Here is a 21,651-nt window from a genome sequence, read left to right on the forward strand (position 1 = left end):
CATGCGAATTATCACCGAATCTGGCGTGCATACAACCACACTCGATGACGGTTCCCTCCTGGTGGTCTCGCGTACGGGAAAAGTGTTCCGCGCGAATCCGACAGCGGCGGCAATGTGGAACGCGATCGTGGAATCGGACGGTGATGCGGATCAGGTAGCCGAGGCCATCGCGAACCGATACGACATTCCCGGCGAGCGTGCCCGGTCTGACCTGGCCATGTTGGCGGGCGCGCTGCGCCACGCCCAGCTCATCCGGTGGCAGTCATGAGTACGCCGATGGCTTCACCGCAGACAGCGATCCGGCCCGGACACGCCCGCACCCTCGCCGCCGCTCTCGTGGTCACGGTGGTGCGCGCCGCTGTGACCACGCTGCCGTTCGGCTGGGTCACCGCGTTGATCCGCCACGTCAACGGCGGGCGACAAGCCACGCGAGGCGAGGCCGAGCGAGCGCTGCACGCGGTCGACGCGGCAGCGGTCTGGCTGCCCTTTCGCATCGCGTGCTTGGAACGTTCACTCGCTGGGTTGATCCTGCTCGCGGGACGTCGCCACCGGGTGACCTGGTGCCTGGGCGTGCGGCAGACTCCCCCGATCGCCATGCATGCCTGGCTTGCTGACACGGCCGGAGTCCCGATCGCTGAGAGTGACACTATGCCCACCTACCGCACGATTCTGACCGTACCGTCCGCCCAGACAGGAGAAATCACGCAGTGACCGCCGCGATTGACTACGAATACTGGACCACCGACGCCCACACCGGTGAGACCATTCCCCAAAGCAGTAGCCCGGCCAGGATCGCGGACATGGTCGCGCTGGCTGATATTGATCCGGGAATGCGGGTGCTGGAGATCGGAACCGGTACCGGATACACCGCAGCCGTGCTCGCGGAAAAAGTCGGAACCTCGGGCCATGTGGTATCGGTGGACGTGGATCAAGAATTGGTTACCCGCGCCGCTGAACTGCACCAGCACGCCGGAAATACGCACGTCGAGATTCACCACGCCGACGGCACCACGGGATGGGAAAACGGGGCTCCCTACGATCGGATCATCGGCTGGACCACCCCGCATGTCCTGCCGGAACACTGGATACAGCAATCCGCTCACGGCACGGTCATCGTGAGTCCGGTCAAGGTCGCCGATATCGCCAACGCGCACGCGGTCATCCGGTGCCGGATCGAGCGCGGCAAGCCCGTCGACGCCACCGCGCAGCCTGGCAGCTTCATCGAGATGACCCCGGAGCCGGTCACCGACTTCGGGCAGCCGCTGCGCTACGTGGACAGCATCGTGGCCACCGAGGCGGGCGAGCGCGCGTGGATCAGCATCAGCGGTCACAGCGTGCCGCCCGAGCAGGCGAACGCGATCACGCGCCAACTCGCCGCCGCCGAACCGCAGCCAGAATGGATCGACCCCGCCTGCTGGCGGGAGTTCACCGCCTACATGTTGGGCACCCTCGGCGACGGCACGCCGATTAGCGCCAGTACCGGTACCGGCACCGGCTTCGGCTTCATCAGCTCGGACAGCGCCGTGCTCGTGCTGCGCGACGGATCGGTGGTCTCGTGCGGCGCAGCGGCAGCGATGGCCACCCTGCGCGGCATTCGCGATGCCTGGGAGCAGGCGGGACAGCCCGGACACGACGCCGCCACCGTGGCGTTCACCGCAGCCGACGACGGATGGCGTCCGTCCTTGCGTTACTAGGCGGAGACCGCAGTACGGAAGGGGCGGGGAAGAAGGACTTCCCCGCCCCTTGTGAACCGAGTGGCGGTGGGTGAATGCGCGCATCGTTGCGGGCAAGTGCCACTCGGAGCCTTGGATGCGGACGGCGTGCTGGTTAGTGACCGTCCGCGTCATCCGTGGGTCAACCAGGAGGCGCGGCGACGTAGGGCCGGCGCCACGAGCTGGCGTGGGGGTTGCTGGTGGACAGCAGCCAGTCCAGGGCGTTGACCGCGTAGCCGGATCGGTGCTCCACGATGCGGCCGCGCTCGGTGGGGTGGTGGTAGTCGAACCGCGCTTCAGCGTGTACGGCGTGAGCCAAGCCGTGGAGACGCAACGCCAGGTACTCGACGTATGCGGCACGCACCCGCCAGAGTCGGGTACCGCTCAACGTGCCGTCGTCGGCGTCGGGGAGCGGCTGGAAGCCCTCGGCGTGCAGGCGTCGGCCCAAGTCTTCGGCAGTATGCGGGGATAGCGGACTCATGGCTACTTTCACCGGGCACCAGGCACCCAGAGGGAGCTGGAGGCTGGCCGGGCCAGTGTCGGCGCGCTGGGCGTGCCGTGGGCAGGCAGTTCCAGGAGCGCGGTGATGACCTCGGCGACCGTGCCGGTCGTTTCCCACAGCGGGTCTCCCTCTGGGTAGTCTTCGGCGTGGAACCGGGCCGCGATTGCTTCGGTCATTCCCCGCAGCGTGTAGATCTCCACCGCATCGCCATCGGGGGTAGGTTCACGAACTGGAACCCGGCATTCATGCTGGGCTCGATCGCGGCGATGTGGGGCGTTTCCTCGCTGGTCACTGTTGGTGTCATCCATCTGTCGCTTCCTGGTGGAAGGCGGAGGTCCTGTCAAAGGTCGGGGTCGGCGACAGGGCCTCCGCCGTTGGTACTCGGCCGGGCCGTTCAGGGGTGCGCCCCGGTCGAGCGGGTTCATCAGTGGCGCGGGAACGGCAGTACCCGTGCGTGCCGTCGCGTCTCGATCGTTCGGGCCTGCTCGTCCAGGTGACTCGCCAGCTCGCGAGCGGCGGCGGAAGTCAGCAGCGCGGCTTCGCCGGGCGGGGCCAGCAGCACCACGCACTCTCCCCACGCTCGGTGTGGAGGGATACCGTCCTGGGACGCTTGGAGCCGTCGGTGCAGCCAATATTCCGCCTGGTAGGCAGCCGTGTACTGGGCTGGCTTCCTGTGGTCATCGCGCCCTCCGTATTTGTGATCTTTCGGTGTACGGTGGTGACGCTATGGGTACGTCCCTGCGCAAAGTGACAAAGAGGTGACAAGATCCGAGATCACGGCCAACGGTGGTGAACTGACTCCGTAGCATCGTGTGCAGGACACGACCGAGGGATGGAGGTCGCGCGCATGGACCAGCCGGAAGGCGGTGTAGCACAGCGGGTTGCCGAGGCGCGCAAGCTCGCTGGGCTGACGCAGAACCAGCTTTCCCAGCGGGCGAACGTGTCCGCCTCGCTCGTGCGCAAGGTCGAACAGGGGCGCGCTCCTGCCTCGCCCGCGTTCGTCTCCGCCGTCGCGCGGGCGCTCAACACTGGGGTTGCCGACCTTCTGGGGCAGCCATTCGAGCACCGCAGCAGTCGCGCCGAACACCGGATACACGCCACGATCCCGCCGCTGCGCCGCGAGCTGGCCGCCTATTCCATTCCGCCCGACGAGGTCATTCGTCCGCGTTCGATGGATGAGCTGACCGCCGCTGTCGGTCAGGCGTCCAAACACCGGCATGCCGTGAACCTGGATGCCCTCGGCGCGGAACTGCCCGGCCTGCTGGCCGAGCTGCGCGCGAAGGTCTGGAGCTGCACCGACGCCGACCAGGAGCGCGCGTACTGGCTGCTGGCCGAGGCCTACTACGCGGCGAGTCAGGCCGCCTACAAGCTCGGTTACATCGACCTAGCCTCGCTGGCCGTGGACCGCTACGAGTGGGCCGCCGAACAAAGCGGCGACGAGCTAGCCGTGCTGGTCGGGCACTACCAGCGCGCGGGTGAAATGATCGGCGCGGCCGACTGGAACAGTGCCCTGCGCCTGCTCGACCAAAGCCGAACACGCATCGCCGACCGCATTCGCGGCAGCGACGCCCCGGCCATCGCTGTGTGGGGCAACCTGCACCTCAAGTCCGGACTCGCAGCCGCCCGAGCCGGCGATCTGGCTACCGCAGACGACCACTGGAACGAAGCCCACGAGGCAGCCCAGCGCCTCGGCAGTGACCGCGACGACTACCGCCTGTGCTTCGGACCGACCAACGTCAACATCTGGTCGGTCGGCCTCGCCGTCGAGGCGATGAACGGCACCGAGGCCGTCAAGCGCGCCGAACGGTTCGACATTCCGCCGCACACCCAGCGCGAGCGCGCCGGACACCACTGGATCGACGTAGCGCGCGGCTTCCTGCTGCACGGCGACCACGAGAAAGCCACCCGCAGCCTGTACCAAGCCAAGGAAACCGCGCCACAGCAGGCGAAATACCACCCAATGGTCCACGAGACCATCCGCACCCTCGCCCGCGCCCGCCGCCGAGCCGATCCGGTCGTACGCCTGGCAACCTGGGCAGGCGTGCAGAACGCCTAACCCAGCGGAATCGCATCTCGGAGGCGCTGGAGAGGCACCCTCACGCGCCTACCGCAAGCGCAGGGACCGACCGGGAGTCCTCAACGGCCCCCATGTGTGCACTCCCGCCCGGCGGACCAGGGGAGTGTGCTGCGGACCGTGCTTCTCGTCGACCTCGTGGTCCTGGTTTTCCTCGGTCTGCTGACCGTCTTGCTGTCGTGGTAGATGAGCTCGGCACGCCGAAAACGCCGGTGATCCCGAGCTGAGCACCATGCTCGTGTCCCTCGTTCGGAGGTTGTTCCGGCTCGTCGTCGCTACGTACCGTTCGTGCGCCATCCACAAGTCAATAGGTGCTGTTGAGGAGAGTTCCGGTGCATACTGTCGAGCAGAAGAGTATGACCGCGGATACTCGGTACAAGCGGGGTTACACGGCACCCGAATCAGCTCGTTCGGCGATCAAGGCGGCTCACCGCACTTCTCCGTGGATCAGCGCGGCGACGGCGGGACTCGACATCGTGGTCGTCGTGGCGAGCACGATCGGGTGCGGAATCCTCGGTTCGCATATTCCTTTCTGGGGAGTTCCGTTTCTCGTCGTGGTCGGGGCACTGATCGTGGCCCGGTTCTGTCGGGGGCTGGAGAACCTCGTCCACGAAGGATCACACTTCAACTGGAGCAGACACGACCGCCGTCTCAACGACGCGCTCGTCCTCGCCGCCGCCGTCCCGGTCGGAGCCGGTATCGGTGCGTACCGCCTGGGGCATCTGAGGCATCACGGGAAGTTCGGCACCTCGGCCGATCCCGACCTGGCACGCTACGTCGAGTTGGACCTGGAGGGCATAGAGCGGTCGAGCAGGGCGGCCTATCTGCGGGGACTCGTCGCGCGTTTCGGCCGTTACCAGCTCGGTTGGTTGCGGGAGGTGTCCTCGGGGCCTTATGTGGTCGTGGCCCCGTTCTGTTGGGCCCTGCTGCTGATCGTGCTTCCCTCCGCTGTGCTGGGAGGGCTCGGCGCGGCCTGGCTCTCGGGTCTGACCTGGGCGCTCGGTTTCCTCGTCCTCCTGCCGTTCCTGCGCATGATCGCCGAGTCGAGTGAACACGTTTATTCGGACGCCGATACGGTGTTCGACGCGACCGTCAGCAATATCGGATTTCTCCAGCGAGCTGTGCTTCATCCGCACAACGACGGCTACCACACCCTGCATCACATGTGGCCGGGAGTTCCTCATCACCGGATCGCTCGTCTGCACAGGTTTCTCGTGCGCAACGACCCGGCGGGATACGGGGCCACATTGCGGTACAGGACGGGCGTACGACAGAATCCGGTGAGATCATCCGGTGTGGGAGGACACGAAATACGTGAAAAAAATTCAACTATCTGACGACGTGGTGTCCGACCACCCTGATCTCGAAATCAGGGTGGTCATCGTCAGCGGCCTGCGCAACACGTACGCATGGCCGGAGGTCGAAACCCGTCTCACGGAGTTGGAGACACGGGCACGTGAGGGGCTCCTGCGACCACTGAGCGAGCAGGACCCCAGACTCGCCTCGTGGCAACGGGCGTACCGGGCCTTCGGGACGAACCCGCGCCGTCAACGTCCCAGCGTCGACGCCCTCTGCCGCCGGATCGCCAAGAAGGGCCAGCTGCCCCGCATCAATCCGGCCGTCGACGCCTACAACGCCGTCTCGGTCCGGCACGGTGTTCCGGCGGGTGCCTTCGACCTGGAACAGCTCGGTTCGTGCGTCACGCTCCGCAAAGCCGTGTCGGGGGACAAGTTCGTCCCCCTCGGATCCCCCGAGGAGGTCGAGGAGCCTCCCCCGGGAGAGGTCGTCTACGCCGACTCGGAAAGGGTTCTGACGCGCCACTGGAACCACCGCGACGCCCATCCCACCCGTGTGGACGAGAGCACGGAGTCCGCGGTGTTCATGCTGGAACGGGCCGACTCCTCCGTGCCGTCCTCCGCGCTGCGGGAGGCCGTCGAGGAGCTGTGCGAACTCCTCGAACCGCACTGTTCGACCGTGGGCCAGCACGTCCTGAACGCACACGAACGCGACCTGGTTGTCGAACACGACACATGACTGTCCTGTTGAGCGGATTCGCGCTCGGTCTGGCACTGATCCTGCCCATCGGAGCCCAGAACGTCTTCGTGATCAACCAGGCCATCGCCGTGGGCATCCCGAGGGTGTTCGTCGCGGTGGTGGCGGCGGGGGTCTGCGACACGATCCTGATACTCGCCGGTGCGTTCGGGGCCTCCACCCTGCTCGAAACGATCCCGGGGCTGCGTCCGGTCCTGCTGGTCGGCGGGTCGGTCTTCCTGGTGTTTTTGGCCGTCCAGTCGTTCCGGGCGCGGGAGTCGGAACTTCAGGACGTGGGCTCGCCGGTGAGTTCGGTGGGGGCCGTGGCCACGAAGACCGCGACGGTCTCGCTGCTGAACCCGCACGCCATCCTGGACACCGTGGGGGTGTTGGGCGCGGCGATCGCGGCCCAGGCAGCGGCGGAGCGACCCCTGTTCGCCCTGGGCACGGTGAGTGCCTCGTGGGTGTGGTTCTGCGTGCTCGCCGTGGCCGGCGCGGCGGTGCGTCACGCGCTGACACCCGGGCGGCGGGTGTGGGTGGAACGCGTGTCCGGGATGATCCTGCTGGCCTTCGCGGTCTTCCTGTTCTCGGAGTTCCTCACCGCCGTGCGCTGAGACGCCGGCTGCCGCCCGGGCGGACTCGCGACCGCGCCCCTCACCGGCTCGGAAGCCGCCTCGGGAGAACGACGGTCCCGAGGAGGCCGGGGGACGGTGCGGCCACGCCACCGGTGGGGATGGATGCTACCCGTCGAGCAGTCCCAGCCCGGTCAGCGCGGCACGCACCTGCGCGGTTTCCTCGACGTCGGCTTCCACCAAAGGCAGCCGGGGGCGCCCGACCGGGTGGCCCAGCAGGTTCAGCGCCGCCTTCACCGGGATCGGGTTGGTGGTGGCCGCGAGCGCGGCGTAGAGGGGACGTAGCGTCTCGTCCAGTTCACCGCGGCGGGCCGGTTCCTCCACCATGCGCCGCATCCACGGGCCGACGAGGTGACTGGCGACCAGGATGCCGCCGCATCCGCCCATGTCGAGCGTGGCCGCGAAGACGTCGTCGTTGCCCGCGTACACGCCGAGACCGTCCACCGGGGCGAGGTTCGCGTTGTTGGCCTGCTTGACGTAGTCGACCCGTTCGATCTGGGCCAGTTCGGCCAGCATCTCGTTGGTCAGGTCGTAGCCCGTGCGCTTCGGCACGTTGTACAGCACCACCGGCCTGTCGGTGGCTCGGGAGATCTCCGAGTAGTGCCGGAGCAGTCCCCGGCGGTTCGGCCGGTTGTAGTAGGGGTTCACCGACAGCACCGCGTCGGCGCCGAGTTCGGTGGCGCGTTCGGTCATGGCGCAGGCCTGCCTGGTGTTGTTCGAGCCCGTGGAGGCGATCACCGTGGACCCCGGGGGCCGTTCGGCACAGGCCAGCTCGATCAGCCGCAGGTGTTCCTCGTTGCTCAGGGTCGGGGCCTCGCCCGTGGTGGCGCACACGACGACGCCGTCCGAACCCTGTTCGACCACGTGGTGTTGCAGTGCCGTGAAGGCCGACTCGTCGACGGAGGCGTCCGCTCCGAAGGGGGTGACCATCGCGGTCAGGATCGTTCCGAGAGCGGTCTCCGACATGGTTCTTCCCTCCGGCGTTCCGGCGGCGTGCTCGGGCACAAGCCTGGGCCAGCAGGACCTCGGAGGCAAGTGTGACCTTCCGGCGATTCCGGAAGGCCCCGGCACGACGTTCCGGGTGACTGGTCCTTCCGCGGCCACCCGGGGAGGGCACCACGCCGAGGGTCACCCCACCGGTGCCCGGGTGGTGTGCTCGTGGCCGTCCGGTGTTCCGGCGGCTTCCGTGGTGGTGTCGCTGCCGGAGTCCGCGGCGAACTCCAGGAAGCGCGAGAGTCCCCCCCGATGGGTGAGGTGGAGTTCGTGCATGGCCCTGGTGCAGGCGATGTAGAGCATGCACTTGTCCATCTCGCCGGAGTAGTTCGCCTCGTCCACGTGCGGGACGATCACGGTGTCGAACTCCAGCCCCTTGGCGATGTGTGCCGAGGTGATGACGATGCCGCTCGCGAACGCCGTGCTGTCGTAGTCGAGCAGGGTCAGCTCCACACCGGCCTCCGCCAGGGCGTGGTGGAGCTTTTCCGCCTGGGGAAGGGTCTTGCAGATGATGCCGAGGGAGCGGTACTCGCTGTCACCGTGTCGTTCGATGACCTCCAGGACGCGTGCCAGCTCGTCCTCCTCGTCCGCACAGGCGAGAACCCGAGGGGGAGGTCCGTGGCGTTCGATCGGGACGAGCCTGTCGTTGCGGGAGATGTTCTGGGCGAACTCGGTGATCTCGGTGGTGGAGCGGTAGCTCTTGCACAGTTCCAGACAGTCGGCTTCCGGGAAGATGCTGTGGATCGTCGACAGCGAGGAGGAGCTGAACGGATTGACCGACTGGTTGGAGTCGCCCAGGATCGTCATGGTGCAGGAGAACAGCTCGCGCAGCACCGCGTACTGCACGGGAGTGTAGTCCTGCATCTCGTCGACCAGGAGATGACGGATGTGGCCGTACTTCTCCTGCCGGGCCGTTCTGATCATGGTGTAGATCAGCGGGAAGACGTCGGCGTACTCGATCTTCTTCCGGCCGAGCGGCTTGAACATCCTCCGACGCTCCGGATCCCGATAGAACGCCTTGTACAGCGCGAAGGCGTCCTTGTGGGGGAACATGGCACGAACCTGCCTGCGAACGGAGGAGGCGTCGCTGGAGGTCCACTTGCCGCCTCTGTCGCGAACCCGCTGCTTGAGCAGGTAGACGGCGCGGTTGGCCAGGTGATCGAGTCGGTCGAACAGGGGCAGGTTCGCCGCTTCGGCGAAGGTCTCCGCCACCCATTCGGCCGAGAGCCGGTTGTACTTCTGCTTGATCTCCTGGGGGGTGAACTCCTCGTCCGCGCGCGAGGCGATCCACTCGTCGAGGCGGGTGACGAACTCGGGGGTGGCCTTGTAGCGCATGCGCTCGGCCGCGGCTTCGTCGACGTGGTCGATCAGCGTGACCACCTGTTCGCTGAACGTTTCGTAGTCGGTGACCTTGGCGAGGAACGAGCGGGCGATCCTGTCGACGTCGATCTCGGAGACCTGTTCCTCGCCCAGTTCGGGGAGCACGTCGGCGATGTAGTCGCCGAACACCCGGTTGGGGGAGAGGATCATGACGTTGTCGGAGGAGAGGGTGTCCTTGAAGCGGTAGAGCAGGAACGCGATCCGGTGCAGGGCGATCGAGGTCTTGCCGGAACCGGCCACACCCTGCAGGATCAGCACCCGTGCCGTCTCGTTGCGGATCACGGCGTTCTGTTCCCGCTGGATGGTCGCCACGATGTTCTTCATCCGGTCGTCGGCAGACTGGCTCAGTTCCCGCTGTAAGACGTCGTCGCCGATGTTCAACGAGCTTTCGAGCATGTACTCCAGGCTCCCGTCGCGGATCTTGTACTGCCGCTTGCCCGTGATCTCGCCGTGGACGGTGCCCTCGGGGGACTCGTAGTGGGCCTGCCCCTCCTCGAAGTCGTAGAAGAGGCTGGACACCGGCGCCCGCCAGTCGTGGATCAGGATCTCCTGGGTCTCGGGGTCGGCGAAGTTGTGCACGCCGATGTAGTGCGCACCGGAGCCCACCTCGTCCCGAGGGTGGAAGTCGACCCTCCCGAAGTAGGGGGTCTGTAGCAGTCGTTCGACGCGCTGTCGCCTCCGCTCCGTGTGCTCACCCTGGGCCACGGACATGTCCACGTCGACGCGGAACTTGGCCTTCTCGGAGCTGTCCATGTCCCGCCAGTGCTCCCACAGGTGTTTCTTCTGCGCTTCGATGAAGCTGGCGGACTTCTCGACGGAGTCGGTGAGGCGCTCCAGTTCCGTGTTCAGCAGTCGCATCGTCTCGGCCAGGTGCCGGTGCTCGTGCTCTTCCTCCGGGGTCCGCGTCTGCGTCACTGTTCTCTCCGGTTCGCTCCGTGGGGAGAAATCTACCGTTACGTCAGGGTAGAGCAGTCGGGCGGAGCCGCTGGTGACCGGTGCGTGGCGGGCCGGGCGCGGGAGGCCTTCGGAGGTGTGGGAGAGGCCGGTGGCGGAAACACCGGCGTGGAACGACGTCACGGAAAGGGGGAGCGATCGTGACGGCGGGAAACGTGGCGAAACAGCGGGAACGGCCGGGTGGTGACCTCGCGGTCGAGGTGATCGAGACGTCCTCGTTGGGCGACCGCAGCTACCTGGCCACTGACGGCGGGGTGGCCGTGGTGGTGGATCCGCAGCGGGACGTGGACCGGATGATCGCGGCCGCCGGGAGGCTGGGCGTGCGCATCGTCCTGGCGCTGGACACGCACGTGCACAACGACTACGTCTCCGGCGGGCTGGAACTGGCCCGGTTGACCGGTGCCGAGTACGGCCTGGCCGCCGCCGACGAGGTGCCGTTCGAGCGCCGCCCACTCTCCGACGGGGAGGTGGTGGAGCTCTCACCGCGGATGCGGGTACGCGCGGTGGCCACACCCGGGCACACCTTCCACCACCTGTCCTACGTCCTGGAGGGGGAGTCCGGACCGGTGGGCGTGTTCACCGGGGGGTCGCTGCTGTTCGGCACGACCGGCCGCACCGACCTGCTGGGCGAGCAGCACAGTCGGCGGCTGGCCCGTCACCAGTACGCCTCCGCGCGGAAACTGGCGGCGATCCTTCCCGACGGGGCACGGGTCTGGCCCACCCACGGCTTCGGCAGCTTCTGCTCGGCCGCACCGGCCTCGGGCGAGGCGGCCACGGTCGGGGAGCAGAAGCGGATCAACCCGGCGTTGACCTTGGCCGAACGTGACTTCGTCGAGCGGACCCTGGCGGGGTTGGACGTCTACCCGGCGTACTACGCGCACATGGGCGTGCGCAACACCGCCGGGCCGGAGCCGGTCGACCTGCGCGAACCGAGCCGGGCCAGCCCCGAGGAGCTGCGGAGGCGTCTGGAGCACGGGGAGTGGGTGGTCGACCTGCGTTCGCGCAGGGCCTATGTGCTCTCCCACCTGGCCGGCACGGTCAGTCTGGGACTGGACGGGCCGATGGTGACCTGGCTGGGATGGATGATCGACTGGGGCGCTCCCCTCACGCTGCTGGGCGAGTCCCGCGAGCAGGTCGGTGCGGCCCAGCGTGAGCTGAGCCGGATCGGCATCGACACGTTCGCCGGCGCGGCAGCGGGAAGCCCGGAGGAACTGGCCGCCGACGTCGAGCAGTTGCGCGACACCCCGACCGCGACCTTCGCCGAGCTGGCCACGGCCCTGGCCGACGACCTCGACGGGCTGCCCGCCCCGGAGGTCGTGTTGGACGTGCGCACCAACAACGAGTTCACCGCCTCCCACGTCACCGGGGCGGTGCACGTTCCGCTCTACGAACTTCTTCGGCGTATCGACGAGATCCCGTTCGGGGTGGTGTGGGTGCACTGCGGCAGTGGCTACCGGGCGGCAGCGGCGGCTTCGTTGCTGGAATCGGCCGGACGCACGGTCGTGCTCGTCGACGACCTGTTCGGCAACGCCGCCGAGTCCGGTGTTCCGCTGGCCGGGGCGAGCTGAGCTGGCCCTCGGGACTTCCACACCCCCCGTCGGGCCTTCGCTCCTGGGCTTCGGCGAGCGGGCCGAACGACGCGGGGGCGCTCGGCCGGAAAAAGAAGTTGCCGAGTCTCCCCTGGGGTGCGCACACTCTCGCCCGTGGAGACGACGGTGCGGGTCGACGAGAACTGTCGGCTGTGGGTGCAGTCCCGGGGCGACGAACACGCCGTTCCGGTGCTGCTGGTCATGGGGGCGAACACGAGCGGGTTGGGCTGGCCCGAACGCTTCGTGGACGACCTCGCCGAGCGGTACCGCGTCATCCGCTACGACCACCGCGACACCGGGCGTTCCAGCCGGGTGTTCGACGAACATCCCTACGCGATCCGGGATCTGGCCACCGACGCGGTGGCGGTGCTGGACGCGCTGGATGTCGAGCGGGCGCACGTGGTCGGGATGTCCATGGGCGGGGTGCTGGTGCAGCTGTTGCTGCTCGACCACCCGCACCGACTCCGCGGCGCCACGCTCTTCGGCAGCGCCGCGCTGGGAGTGCAGCTCGCCGGAGGCCCGCAGGAGGGGGACGGACTTCCCGGAGTGGATCCCCGACTGCTGACCATGTGGGAGCGGATCTTCGAGCAGCGGTCTCCGGAGGAGGAACTCGCCTGGCGGGTGGAGCACTGGCGGTTGCTCAACGGGGACGTGCTGGAGTTCGACCCGGACTGGTTCCGCGAGCTCGAAAGGCGGATCATGGCCCACTCCGGTACCCACCGCCAGAGCTGGGCTCATGCCTCGGCGGATCCCGGCGGGTTGGATCGCGGTGACGAGCTGCTCGGGGTCACCACCCCCACACTGGTGATCGAGGCCCCCGAGGATCCGGTGGCTCCGCCGCCGCACGCCGAGTACCTGGCCAAAGCCCTCGGTGGGGCCAAGCGCGTCGAGATCCCCGGGATGGGGCACGCGTTGAGCGAGCCGGTGCTCGGTCCGCTGGTGTCCACCATCCGGCGACACGTGGAGGAGGTGGAGGCCGAACGTCGGGGCTGAAGCCGCGCGCCTCTCGGAACGCGTCCGTGGGAAGACCTTACCCCTTACTGGTGTTCAGGGCCTCCTGCAGTGTTCGGTTCAGGTCTTTCGAGGGCTCTATGCCGAAGTCCTTGATCATGCACGTGCGGACACTGCGGAACAGGTCGGCGGCTTCGACTTTGCGGCCCTGTCGTCCGAGGGCCGTGATGAGCTGTTCGACGAATCGCTCGCGGTGCGGGTATCGCGTGGTCAGCTCCCGCAGTGTCACGATGACGTACTCGTCGTGTCCGCATTCGAGATGGAGGTCGATGTATTTTTCGAGTTCGAGGACGTAGCGTTCCTCGATCTGCAGGGCGTGGGCGCGCAGTCGTTGGCTCAGTTCGCTGACGCCCGCCAGGGCGGGGCCTTTCCAGAGGTCGAAGGCGTGCTCCATCAGCGCGATGGATTCCTCGGGGTTCGAACATGCGAGTCGGTGGGCCTTCGTCAGCAGCGAGTTGGCCACGTCGAGGTCGAGCTCCTCCTTGTCCAGGTGGATGGAGTAGCCGATCCGGTTGGTGGCGATGAGTTGGTGGCCCGAGCGGTTCGTGCCCACCCGCTCCAGATCACGCCGCAGCCGCGCCACGTGTGCCTCGAGCGCGTTGACATAACAGCTCGGCACTCTGTCCGGCCACAGTTCGTTGGCCAGCTGTTCGTGCGGTACGACCTGGCCTCTGTTCACCAGCAGCAACGCCAACAGTGTCCTGCGGAGCGTGCCGCGTACCTCGAAGCTCTCCCCCGTGTCATCACAGAGGTACACTCCTCCGAGAATGCGGAAGTGGATCATGTCATTCTCCCGTATGACCGCACGAAGTCGGGCCCACGAACCTGGGACAGTCGGTGGTCAGTGGTAGACCAGCGAAAACACTCTTTTTCTTGCGTGAAAATTTCTTCTGGGTGAGAATTTTGCTGCATTGCGTTCCTTCCTTTCGGCCTGTGAGTATCCGGGAGGTCGTTGGACTTCTTTTCGAGGGTTCCGTGTGGATTTCCCTGTCTCCAGAGTACGTGATCCTTTGTTTTTCGTGTGAAAAATCATGAGCACACTCGTTGGGGATGGTCCGTTTTCGTCGAGGCGCGTCGAACATGAATATTTTCGCTTTTGGTTCGTCGCGGCGCTGTCGCCCTTGGAGGGTTTCCGGTCCTTCAGGACGGCGGTGTGGAGCTCGCATGACCGTGAGCGGACTTCCGGATACGGGGTGGAGACACGGCCGATCCCGGATTGTTCGGCGGAGCGTGGCCTGCCGTACACACCGTCCGGTGTCCCCGGTGTCGAGTTACCGTATCGATTATACGGTTTCGCGCTGCTCGCGGGCGAGCAGGCGGCCCTGGATCTCGCCCAACGGCACGTGTCCGTCGTGCAGCATCCTGTTGGCGAGCACGTACGTCGCGTTGCCCTCCGAAAGGCCGCGGCACAGGTGGGACACCGAGCCCGCACCTCCGGATGCGATGACGGGAACCCCCGTTCTCTCGGCCACCAGCCGTGTGAGCGCGTGGTCGTATCCCAGGCCGGTGCCTTCGCGGTCCACGCTGTTGGCCAGGATCAGCCGGATGCCCAGATCCACCAGATAACGTCCGAACTCGGAAACCTCACGTCCGGTCGCCACACGTCCCCCGTGGATATAGGCCTTCTTACCCGTTATTTCGGTCCGCGAGTTGATGACGCCCATCATGTGGTTCTCGCCGACGGCCTTGGCCGTGTCGACGACGAGGTCGACGGATTCGACCACCCCGGTGCTGACCGAGATCGCCCGGGCTCCTTCCGCCACCAACCGAGCCGCTTCGGAAGGGCTCCGTAGTCTTCCGTTGGCCATGGACACGAGTGCCTCGACGTTCCACTCGCGCAGCGTCCGCACTGTCGGAACGATGGAGTCGATGTCGCTCCAGTCGTCGGAAACGTCGAAGAAAACCCGCCTGATCCCGATATCGGCGTAGGCGCGAACGATTTCCGTGGGATCCCACGGGTCGTTGAGTCCGGGGATCCGCGCCGGGGTTGTCGCCCTGCCGTTCTCGATGTCGACACACGGAATCAGGAAGTCGGTCAGTTTGAGGATGTCGTTCATGAGAATCACCTTCTCGGTGGCAGAACCGGATCGGCCCGTGCGGTGTGTGGTCGTACTGGACCGCTCAGCGGGATCCGATTACTTCGTTGTTGTCACTCCCGTTCGTGGAGCGATTCCTTTCACGAAGTATCAATCCGCGATGACGTCACGCTGACAATGTGCTGACACATGGCTTCTGTTGTGGCCGGTGCTGGTTTCTCCCACCACGGGTCAGCACATTGTCAGCGCGTTGTCAGAAAGCTCTGCTAGTTTCCGAGGAGTTGTCGATCGTGCCGGAACGCACCACGCGGATCCCGCGCGGGATCCGACCGGCAGCTCGGAGGAGGATGCCGTGCGTGTGGTGGTGTTCCGCCGACACGGTCCGGCGGAGGACGTGCTCGAGCTCGTCGACGTGCCCGTGCCCGTACTCGGTCCGGGACAGGTGCGGATTCGGTTGCGGGCTCGCCCGGTCGGTCCGTCGGACCTGTGCTATGTCGCGGGAACGCACCGACGTCCGGTCGAGGTGTTTCCCACCGTGCCGGGGTTCGGGGGCTGTGGGGTCGTCGACGCCGTGTGGGAAGAGGTCACGCTGGAGTGCGGAACGCGGGTCGCGACCCCGGTGACGGGCACCTGGCAGGAGTACGTGGCCGTCGACGTCGCGGATCTGGTCGTGCTCGCTGACCCGGTGCCGGATTCGGTGGCCTGTCGCATCGGCACCGGAACGAGCTCGCTCTCCGTGTCGTCGCCGTGGGTGGGGGAGGGGAGTGAGGGGGAGACCGTGCGCGGAGGCGTCGCGGAGTTCGATCTCTCGAACGTCCGGGAGGCCGTACGCAGGGTGCGCCGGGACCGTGGCGGCGACGTCGTGCTGACGGGATGACACGCACCGACAACGCGTGAACGCGCCGTGTCGGCGTTTCTCTCCTTTTCGGTCGGTTTCGACGCTCCCTCTTTCCATATCTGTCCGAATTGAACGGGCTACACCAACACCTTCTCCTACGATGACGAGGGCCGGCTCAGCTCCAGCACCACCGCCGCGGGGAAGACGGTGTTCGGCTACGACGCGGCGGGCAGGCTGGCCGTGGCCGAGGATCCGCTGACCGGCATCACCGCCTCCTACGGCTACGACGAGGCCGGTCGACGCAGCAGCGTGGACTACGGTGAGCGGGGCACCCGCCGCGAGTACGGCTACGACGAGCTGGGCCGGTTGTCCTCGGACGTCGTCCGCGGGGTGGACGGTTCGGTCACCGCGGAGCTGTCCTACAGCTACGACGTCGAGGACCGGCTGGTCAGCCGCAAGAGTTCGACCCAGTCGGGCACGACGAGCTCGCACTACACCTACGACAGGGCGGGCAGGATCACCTCCTGGGACAACGGTGCCGAACTCACCGAGTACTCCTGGGACGACGCCGGGAACCTGGTCTCGGCCGGTGACGAGCGGGCGGTGTTCAACGAGCGCAACCGGCTGCTGTCCCGGGGCGGCACCGAGTTCGAGTACTCCCCACGTGGGACGGTGACCGCCCGCACCACGGGCGGGACCACCACCGACGTGCGGTTCAACGCCTACGGGGAAATGACCGCCGACGGCGACAAGTCCTACGAGTACGACGCGTTGAACCGCCTGGTCACCGCCGGGCAGCGTTCGCTGTCCTACGCGGGTGACTCGCTGAAGGTGACCTCGGACGGGCGGAGCGAGTACTCCTACACCCCCGGTGGGGGTGCTCTCGGGGTGGCCGAGGGTGACTCGGCGGGGATCGCGGTGACCAACCAACACACCGACCTGGTGGGCACGGTCTCGCCGACCGACGGCTCGGTGACCGGGTGGCGTTCCTTCTCACCGTTCGGCGAGGTGAGCCAGCGGCAGGGTGAGCAGCCCGATCTGGGCTTTCAGGGGCAGTTCACCGACGCCGACAGCGGCAAGGTGAACATGGGGGCTCGCTGGTACCGGCCGAGTACCGGCACGTTCACCTCGCGGGACGCGGCGGAGCTGGATCCGACGAGCACCACCGACGCCAACCGGTACGCCTACGCGGGCGGCAACCCGCTGACCAGGGTGGATCCGCAGGGCTACTTCTGGAACAAGGTGGTGAACGCCGCCAAGGAGCTGTCCGGGTACAACGACGCCAAGCGGTGCGCCAACGGATCCTGGGCGGGGTGTGCCTGGACAGTGGCGAACTTCACGCCGTTCGGCAAGATCGCCAAGGGGTTCAAGGCCGGTTACAAGGGCTACAAGACCTGGCGTCGAGGGAGAAAGACCAGTAAGGCCGCCGACGACGTGCCCTCGCGGTCGAAGGTCTCCCGCGGAGGCGGGAAGAAGTCGAAGGGCGGCGGTAAGTCGCGGACACGTGGGAAACCACGTCGTGGTGTCGGCAAGGGCGTGGTGCGCACCGGTGGCCGGGTGGCCGTGGTCAATGCCGGTTCGTCCGTCGGAGGGGCTGTTTCGCGGGCGGCGATCAACCGGGCACGCCAGGCGGCTCGGGAGGCGGCACGCCGTGCCGCGCGTCGTCAGCGTGTGCGCGACGACGCGATGACGCGGCACACGCGTCCGGATCCGTCCAAGACTATTTCGGACAGTGTGCGGCGTCGTCTGGACGAGTTGGACGCCCAGGATCCGGTGGATCTGGGTGTGCTGGCCGCCGACGCGGCTTCCGGGGACTCCTCCGGCGAGGAAGCCGGGTTCGTGCCGGACGTGTTGGGGGCCGTGGGCGGACTGAGCCGACGTGGCGGTGCTTCCCGGCCGGGTTCGACGCCGGACCTGCCCGATCGTGGTTCGTCTCCGTTACCGGGCTCGTCCGGTTCCGGTGGCACGTGCACTCCGAACAGTTTCGTGCCGGGCACCGAGGTGGTGTTGGCCGACGGGTCGCGGAAGGCGATCGAGGAGGTCGAGCTCGGGGACCGGGTGTTGGCCACGGACCCGGAGACCGGGGAGACCGCGGCCAAGCGGGTGACGGCCACGATCACCGGCGAGGGCGAGAAGCACCTGGTCGAGGTGACCGTGGATGTCGATGGTGACCGGGGTGATGCGACCGAGTCGGTGACCGCGACCGGGGAGCACCCGTTCTGGGTGCCGGACCGGGACGAGTGGGTGCAGGCCCAGGATCTTCAGGTCGGGGATCGGGTACGCACCGCTGAGGGTGAGCAGCGGCTGGTCACCAGCATCCGTACCTGGACCGCGCTGCAGCGGGTCCACAACCTCACCGTCGACGACACCCACACCTACTACGTCGCCCTCGACGGCCAGGACGAATCCCTCGTCCACAACAGCAACACACAGTGCTGGGACGACGGGGGATGGGTCCAGTACGGCGAGCTCGACGACCAAGGCCGCGCCACCGGCATGACCGCTAAAGTCACCAAGAGTATGATCAATACCGGAAGTAGAGCTCGGAAAACTCCTGTAGGGTTTGTGAGCGGAAAATCACCTTACGGGCACGCACGTGGACACTTGTTGGCTAAGGTGCTGGGTGGCAGCGGGAAAGACTTGAGGAATTTGACTACTATTTATCACGATCCTGTTAACTTCCCCCGCATGTTCGATCAGGAACGGAAAGTAATTCGGGCTGTCGAACGAGGTGATGGGCCCGTGCGCTACAATGTGACCCCGAAGTATAGTGGAAGAAACAATTTACCGGATTCCATCCGGATGGAGGCGTGGGATGTTTATGGAAGCAAGTTCGTTGACAGTGATCTCATAAACGCGAGGTAAGGTTTTGGTGGGATACTGGTTGTGGAGGTGAGTCATGTCGCGGTATGTGGAACGGTTGAAGAGTCTCGTCGCTCTGCCTGAGGTGTCTCTGCCGGAGGTGAACTGGGCGGAGGTGGAACGTTTCCTGGGAGTGACCCTGCCTAGTGACTACAAAGAGTTCATGGAAACATACGGGCCAGGAGCTTTCGATGATGAAATCATCCTAGTTGATCCGCGTTCGGCCTCGGAGGATTCACATCTATTGGATCTCTGGAAGAGGGAAGTAGACGCTTTTCTTTTTTTGAAAGGAAAAGTGTCGACTCCCTTTTGGATTTCTGATCCCGAGAGGACTCTGCTGCCGTGGGCGTATACTCCTAATTCTGATGCTTTCTTTTGGCTTATGGATCCGGTGGAGGATCCGGATCAGTGGCCTGTCGTGCTGCGTGATGAGGAGTTTGAATGGTTTTATTTTCCTGGTAGTATGACGCGTTTTCTGGTGTCGGTTCTGTCCGGTGATATTTATTCGGAGCTGGACGAGATTGATCCGGAGTTCTTTGTCAACTTGTCTCCGGTCGGTCAGTCCTATTTCTCTCCCGGGGACACGGTGTAGAGAGGGGAGCTTTCGCGGAAGACTTTAGATGCTGATGTTGTTTGTCGGGGCGGGGACACATCCCGCCGAGGGGGCGGTTGGTCACCAGCATCCGTACCGGGGCCGCGCTATCCTTACCGTCAACGATACCCACACCTACTGTGCCGCCCTCTGCGGTCGAGGTCAGGTTTTGCCCGTGACAGTGATCTCATAAACGCGAGGTAAGATTTTGGTGGGATGCTAGTTGTGGAGGTGAGTTCGGGAAGATGTGACTTCCTCGTGTGAGCATGGGGTGGTGTTGCGGGTGGTGTGGTTATGTCTGGTTTTCGTGCTATGCTAGAAGCAGCATCCTTCGCCCTGTAGGTATGCGGATACTCTGTCGAGGCGGGCGTGTTTCGCCGTCATGTGCAGTTGTGTCATGCTCGATCCGAACGTGCAACGAAGACCTCCGTGTGTCTCGGTGAGATGCAGATCCACTATCACGCGGGTGTCCCACCCTCGGAGAAGGTGGGAAGAAGTCAAGTTTCAACCGGACGGAGTCGGCGCCTTTCTGGGCCCATTTTTTCGGCATTGTCTCCGGAAGTTCCGGCAGGTCGAACGTGAGTATGGTGGATGAGCGCTCGTGATCAATGACCACCTCGCGCAGTGTTATGCCGTCCAGCGTGGGAACGTGATCGCCGTATATCGCTCTGATGCCTTCTGTGTGGAGCACGAGATCGGGCCAGCTCATCGTTGCCTACTTCCTGGAATGGCGAGTCACGGGCTTCCGGAACCCTTCCGGTTCCGGGGCTGACCACGGCAGCCACGTTGCAGTGCGGTCCTCGGCTGCCGGTGCTCTGCTCACTCTCCTGATCACCGGCCGGATCCTAGTGCCCCGTCAGGGAGTCAGCCACGGATTTTTGCTGTTGGTTACTGGGGTGGTGCCGGGATTTCACCTCCGCCGCGTTGACGGACATTTCGTTCACGCGTCTGTGCCGCATGTCATTCGCGCCGCTGTTGCGCGCCCGCCGCTGCTTTGTGACCGTGGATCTTGCCGGTCCGTTGGACGTGTTCCGTCGCGGGCCGGGACACGATCATCCTCGAGGACCAGGAGCGCACGCGGTGTTCGCTTTCTCCGAGCTGCGGATCCCTCTCGTCGCCGCGCCGATGGCGGGCGGCCCCTCCACCCCCGAGCTGGTGGCCGCCGTGGCCGAGGCGGGCGGCACCGGTTTCCTGGCGGCGGGCTACAAGACCCCGGAAGCCCTGCGGGAGCAGATCGAACGGCTGCGCGCGGCGACCCGGGTGTTCGGGGTGAACCTGTTCGTTCCCGGCGCCCCGGCGGAGCGGGCGGAGGAGGTCGCCGCCTACCGGGCGGAGCTGTCCGGCGAGGCCGAACGCTACGCGGTCACCCTGCCCGGAACCGACCCGTCCGACCGGGACCGCTTCGAGGAGAAACTGGACCTGCTGGAACAGGAACCGGTGCCGATCGTCTCCTTCACCTTCGGGCCGCCGCCGGTGGAGGCCGTGCGGCGGCTGCACGAGGTCGGCACGCACGTGGTGGCGACCGTGACCACGGTGGAGGAGGCGCTGCGGGCCGAACGCGACGGCGCCGACACCCTCACGGTGCAGGGCTCCGACGCGGGCGGGCACCGCGCGACCTTCGACGTCGATACCCCCGACGACGGGGTGAACACCCTCGACCTGCTCGGCCGGGTACGCGCGGCCACGGACCTGCCGCTGGTGGCGGCGGGCGGCATCACCGAGGGCCCCGGCATCGCCGAGGCGCTGCGTGCCGGGGCGGTGGCGGTGCAGCTGGGCACCGCCTACCTGCGCTGCCCCGAGTCCGGGGCCTCCCAGCCCCATAAGGACGCGCTGGCCGACCCCAGGTTCACCGAGACCCGGGTGACCCGGGCGTTCTCCGGCAGGAACGCACGCGGCCTGCGCAACCGGTTCATCGACGAGCATGACGCCACCGCCCCGGCCGCCTACCCCGAGGTCAACCAGCTCACCAAGCCCCTGCGGACCGCGGCGGCGGGCCAGGCCGACCAGGAGGGGCTGGCACTGTGGGCGGGCACCGGTTACCGCGCCGCCAGTGCGGAACCGGCGGCGCGGATCACCGCCCGTCTCTGGGAGGAGGCCGGAAGTCCGGTGCCCGGCGAGTTCACCCGAAACTGACCGCGTCCCCGGGCCCAGTGGGCGCCGGGGACGCCGTGCCGGGAACCTTCAGTCGAAGCGGTTGGTTTTGAGGGCGGTGAGGAAGGCCGTCCACTGGGCGTGGGTGGTGGTGAGATGGCCCGCCGCCCGGTTCTTGGTGTCACGCACGGCCGTCCCGTCTGCTAACCACCCCACCTCGACGCAGTTCGAGGTGTTCGTACTACGACTGGACTTGCGCCAGTTGCGCGGTGTCGTCATGGCGTGTTCTCCATCCTGTTGGCTATGTCGCTGATGAGTGCGAGAGAATCCTCCGGACTCATAGCGACCTCGCCT

The 21,651-nt window shown here is 66.3% G+C and carries 22 protein-coding genes; 13 read left to right on the forward strand and 9 right to left on the reverse strand.

Annotation, left to right across the window (positions count from 1 at the left end; genetic code table 11):
- Position 1 precedes the first annotated feature (1 nt).
- The 3 genes from ACTMO_RS22230 to ACTMO_RS21855 are packed head-to-tail and all read left to right on the forward strand — an operon-like array spanning position 2 to position 1,694.
- Positions 2-268 (forward strand): PqqD family protein, encoded by a 267-nt coding sequence (locus ACTMO_RS22230; RefSeq protein WP_169509040.1) that lies wholly within the window; start codon positions 2-4, stop codon positions 266-268.
- An 8-nt stretch (positions 269-276) separates the two neighbouring features.
- Positions 277-711: a lasso peptide biosynthesis B2 protein gene (locus ACTMO_RS21850; protein ID WP_169509041.1), complete on the forward strand. Its 435-nt coding sequence runs from the start codon at positions 277-279 to the stop codon at positions 709-711.
- The gene (locus ACTMO_RS21855) at positions 708-1,694 is read left to right on the forward strand and encodes a methyltransferase domain-containing protein (RefSeq protein ID WP_019853309.1); all 987 of its coding nucleotides are present in this window, start codon (positions 708-710) and stop codon (positions 1,692-1,694) included. The genes ACTMO_RS21850 and ACTMO_RS21855 overlap by 4 nt, the downstream gene beginning before the upstream one ends.
- Before the next feature lie 160 nt (positions 1,695-1,854).
- Here the strand turns inward: ACTMO_RS21855 and ACTMO_RS0103670 are convergent, their stop codons facing one another.
- From ACTMO_RS0103670 to ACTMO_RS22775, 3 genes are all read right to left on the reverse strand, one after another.
- Positions 1,855-2,160 carry a hypothetical protein gene (locus ACTMO_RS0103670; protein ID WP_019853310.1) on the reverse strand — a complete coding sequence of 102 codons (306 nt, stop codon included), beginning with the start codon at positions 2,158-2,160 and terminating at the stop codon, positions 1,855-1,857.
- Between the two features lie 41 nt (positions 2,161-2,201).
- On the reverse strand, positions 2,202-2,390 hold the full coding sequence (locus ACTMO_RS0103675; RefSeq protein ID WP_211212904.1) for a hypothetical protein: 189 nt from the start codon (positions 2,388-2,390) through the stop codon (positions 2,202-2,204).
- Positions 2,391-2,638: 248 nt separating this feature from the next.
- Positions 2,639-2,776: a hypothetical protein gene (locus ACTMO_RS22775; protein ID WP_157062781.1), complete on the reverse strand. Its 138-nt coding sequence runs from the start codon at positions 2,774-2,776 to the stop codon at positions 2,639-2,641.
- 285 nt (positions 2,777-3,061) lie between these two features.
- Between ACTMO_RS22775 and ACTMO_RS0103685 the strand changes: the two genes are divergently transcribed.
- From ACTMO_RS0103685 to ACTMO_RS0103705, 4 genes are all read left to right on the forward strand, one after another.
- The gene (locus ACTMO_RS0103685; RefSeq protein WP_019853313.1) at positions 3,062-4,270 is read left to right on the forward strand and encodes a helix-turn-helix domain-containing protein; all 1,209 of its coding nucleotides are present in this window, start codon (positions 3,062-3,064) and stop codon (positions 4,268-4,270) included.
- A gap of 350 nt (positions 4,271-4,620) precedes the next feature.
- Positions 4,621-5,625, forward strand: coding sequence for a fatty acid desaturase family protein (locus ACTMO_RS20200; protein WP_157062782.1), 1,005 nt, complete (start codon positions 4,621-4,623; stop codon positions 5,623-5,625).
- A gap of 4 nt (positions 5,626-5,629) precedes the next feature.
- Entirely contained in the window at positions 5,630-6,322 is a 693-nt protein-coding gene (locus ACTMO_RS0103700) for a B3/B4 domain-containing protein (RefSeq protein WP_019853316.1), read from the forward strand.
- A complete protein-coding gene (locus ACTMO_RS0103705) occupies positions 6,319-6,933 on the forward strand; it encodes a LysE/ArgO family amino acid transporter (protein WP_019853317.1) in 615 nt (204 codons plus the stop codon). The genes ACTMO_RS0103700 and ACTMO_RS0103705 overlap by 4 nt, the downstream gene beginning before the upstream one ends.
- A gap of 126 nt (positions 6,934-7,059) precedes the next feature.
- Here the strand turns inward: ACTMO_RS0103705 and dapA are convergent, their stop codons facing one another.
- The gene (dapA, locus tag ACTMO_RS0103710) at positions 7,060-7,917 is read right to left on the reverse strand and encodes a 4-hydroxy-tetrahydrodipicolinate synthase (RefSeq protein WP_019853318.1); all 858 of its coding nucleotides are present in this window, start codon (positions 7,915-7,917) and stop codon (positions 7,060-7,062) included.
- A 162-nt stretch (positions 7,918-8,079) separates the two neighbouring features.
- A complete protein-coding gene (locus tag ACTMO_RS0103715; RefSeq protein WP_019853319.1) occupies positions 8,080-10,239 on the reverse strand; it encodes a HelD family protein in 2,160 nt (719 codons plus the stop codon).
- 179 nt (positions 10,240-10,418) lie between these two features.
- Here ACTMO_RS0103715 and ACTMO_RS0103720 point away from each other — a divergent pair, with 179 nt between their 5' ends.
- Together ACTMO_RS0103720 and ACTMO_RS20205 are read left to right on the forward strand one after the other, a co-directional pair.
- Positions 10,419-11,846 (forward strand): MBL fold metallo-hydrolase, encoded by a 1,428-nt coding sequence (locus tag ACTMO_RS0103720; RefSeq protein WP_019853320.1) that lies wholly within the window; start codon positions 10,419-10,421, stop codon positions 11,844-11,846.
- Positions 11,847-11,981: 135 nt separating this feature from the next.
- The gene (locus ACTMO_RS20205; RefSeq protein ID WP_051099173.1) at positions 11,982-12,860 is read left to right on the forward strand and encodes an alpha/beta fold hydrolase; all 879 of its coding nucleotides are present in this window, start codon (positions 11,982-11,984) and stop codon (positions 12,858-12,860) included.
- 37 nt (positions 12,861-12,897) lie between these two features.
- Here the strand turns inward: ACTMO_RS20205 and ACTMO_RS0103730 are convergent, their stop codons facing one another.
- Positions 12,898-13,662, reverse strand: a complete 765-nt coding sequence (locus tag ACTMO_RS0103730; protein WP_019853322.1) for an AfsR/SARP family transcriptional regulator — start codon at positions 13,660-13,662, stop codon at positions 12,898-12,900.
- 499 nt (positions 13,663-14,161) lie between these two features.
- Positions 14,162-14,935 carry a HisA/HisF-related TIM barrel protein gene (locus tag ACTMO_RS0103735; RefSeq protein WP_019853323.1) on the reverse strand — a complete coding sequence of 258 codons (774 nt, stop codon included), beginning with the start codon at positions 14,933-14,935 and terminating at the stop codon, positions 14,162-14,164.
- 331 nt (positions 14,936-15,266) lie between these two features.
- Here ACTMO_RS0103735 and ACTMO_RS21860 point away from each other — a divergent pair, with 331 nt between their 5' ends.
- From ACTMO_RS21860 to ACTMO_RS0103750, 3 genes are all read left to right on the forward strand, one after another.
- Positions 15,267-15,791 carry an alcohol dehydrogenase catalytic domain-containing protein gene (locus ACTMO_RS21860; RefSeq protein ID WP_019853324.1) on the forward strand — a complete coding sequence of 175 codons (525 nt, stop codon included), beginning with the start codon at positions 15,267-15,269 and terminating at the stop codon, positions 15,789-15,791.
- Positions 15,792-15,959: 168 nt separating this feature from the next.
- Positions 15,960-18,617, forward strand: a complete 2,658-nt coding sequence (locus ACTMO_RS24010; protein WP_019853325.1) for a polymorphic toxin-type HINT domain-containing protein — start codon at positions 15,960-15,962, stop codon at positions 18,615-18,617.
- A gap of 34 nt (positions 18,618-18,651) precedes the next feature.
- Complete coding sequence (locus ACTMO_RS0103750; RefSeq protein WP_019853326.1) at positions 18,652-19,206, forward strand: SMI1/KNR4 family protein; 555 nt, start codon at positions 18,652-18,654, stop codon at positions 19,204-19,206.
- A gap of 310 nt (positions 19,207-19,516) precedes the next feature.
- On the opposite strand, the gene ACTMO_RS24165 is transcribed toward ACTMO_RS0103750, so the two are convergent.
- Positions 19,517-19,915, reverse strand: a complete 399-nt coding sequence (locus ACTMO_RS24165) for an Imm50 family immunity protein (protein ID WP_157062783.1) — start codon at positions 19,913-19,915, stop codon at positions 19,517-19,519.
- Between the two features lie 371 nt (positions 19,916-20,286).
- Here ACTMO_RS24165 and ACTMO_RS0103755 point away from each other — a divergent pair, with 371 nt between their 5' ends.
- Complete coding sequence (locus ACTMO_RS0103755; protein WP_019853327.1) at positions 20,287-21,339, forward strand: nitronate monooxygenase; 1,053 nt, start codon at positions 20,287-20,289, stop codon at positions 21,337-21,339.
- 48 nt (positions 21,340-21,387) lie between these two features.
- On the opposite strand, the gene ACTMO_RS0103760 is transcribed toward ACTMO_RS0103755, so the two are convergent.
- Positions 21,388-21,576 carry a DUF397 domain-containing protein gene (locus ACTMO_RS0103760; RefSeq protein ID WP_019853328.1) on the reverse strand — a complete coding sequence of 63 codons (189 nt, stop codon included), beginning with the start codon at positions 21,574-21,576 and terminating at the stop codon, positions 21,388-21,390.
- Positions 21,577-21,651: the final 75 nt, after the last annotated feature.

Source organism: Actinopolyspora mortivallis DSM 44261, assembly GCF_000384035.1.
Taxonomy (GTDB): domain Bacteria; phylum Actinomycetota; class Actinomycetes; order Mycobacteriales; family Pseudonocardiaceae; genus Actinopolyspora; species Actinopolyspora mortivallis.

Coding starts and splice junctions, on each gene's coding strand:
- dapA (WP_019853318.1), bottom strand. CDS start 7,917: ATGTCGGAGACCGCTCTCGGAACGATCCTGACCGCGATGGTCACCCCC.
- ACTMO_RS0103685 (WP_019853313.1), top strand. CDS start 3,062: ATGGACCAGCCGGAAGGCGGTGTAGCACAGCGGGTTGCCGAGGCGCGC.
- ACTMO_RS0103675 (WP_211212904.1), bottom strand. CDS start 2,390: ATGACCGAAGCAATCGCGGCCCGGTTCCACGCCGAAGACTACCCAGAG.
- ACTMO_RS0103735 (WP_019853323.1), bottom strand. CDS start 14,935: ATGAACGACATCCTCAAACTGACCGACTTCCTGATTCCGTGTGTCGAC.
- ACTMO_RS0103760 (WP_019853328.1), bottom strand. CDS start 21,576: ATGACGACACCGCGCAACTGGCGCAAGTCCAGTCGTAGTACGAACACC.
- ACTMO_RS24165 (WP_157062783.1), bottom strand. CDS start 19,915: ATGAGCTGGCCCGATCTCGTGCTCCACACAGAAGGCATCAGAGCGATA.
- ACTMO_RS21850 (WP_169509041.1), top strand. CDS start 277: ATGGCTTCACCGCAGACAGCGATCCGGCCCGGACACGCCCGCACCCTC.
- ACTMO_RS22230 (WP_169509040.1), top strand. CDS start 2: ATGCGAATTATCACCGAATCTGGCGTGCATACAACCACACTCGATGAC.
- ACTMO_RS0103730 (WP_019853322.1), bottom strand. CDS start 13,662: ATGATCCACTTCCGCATTCTCGGAGGAGTGTACCTCTGTGATGACACG.
- ACTMO_RS0103705 (WP_019853317.1), top strand. CDS start 6,319: ATGACTGTCCTGTTGAGCGGATTCGCGCTCGGTCTGGCACTGATCCTG.
- ACTMO_RS0103750 (WP_019853326.1), top strand. CDS start 18,652: ATGTCGCGGTATGTGGAACGGTTGAAGAGTCTCGTCGCTCTGCCTGAG.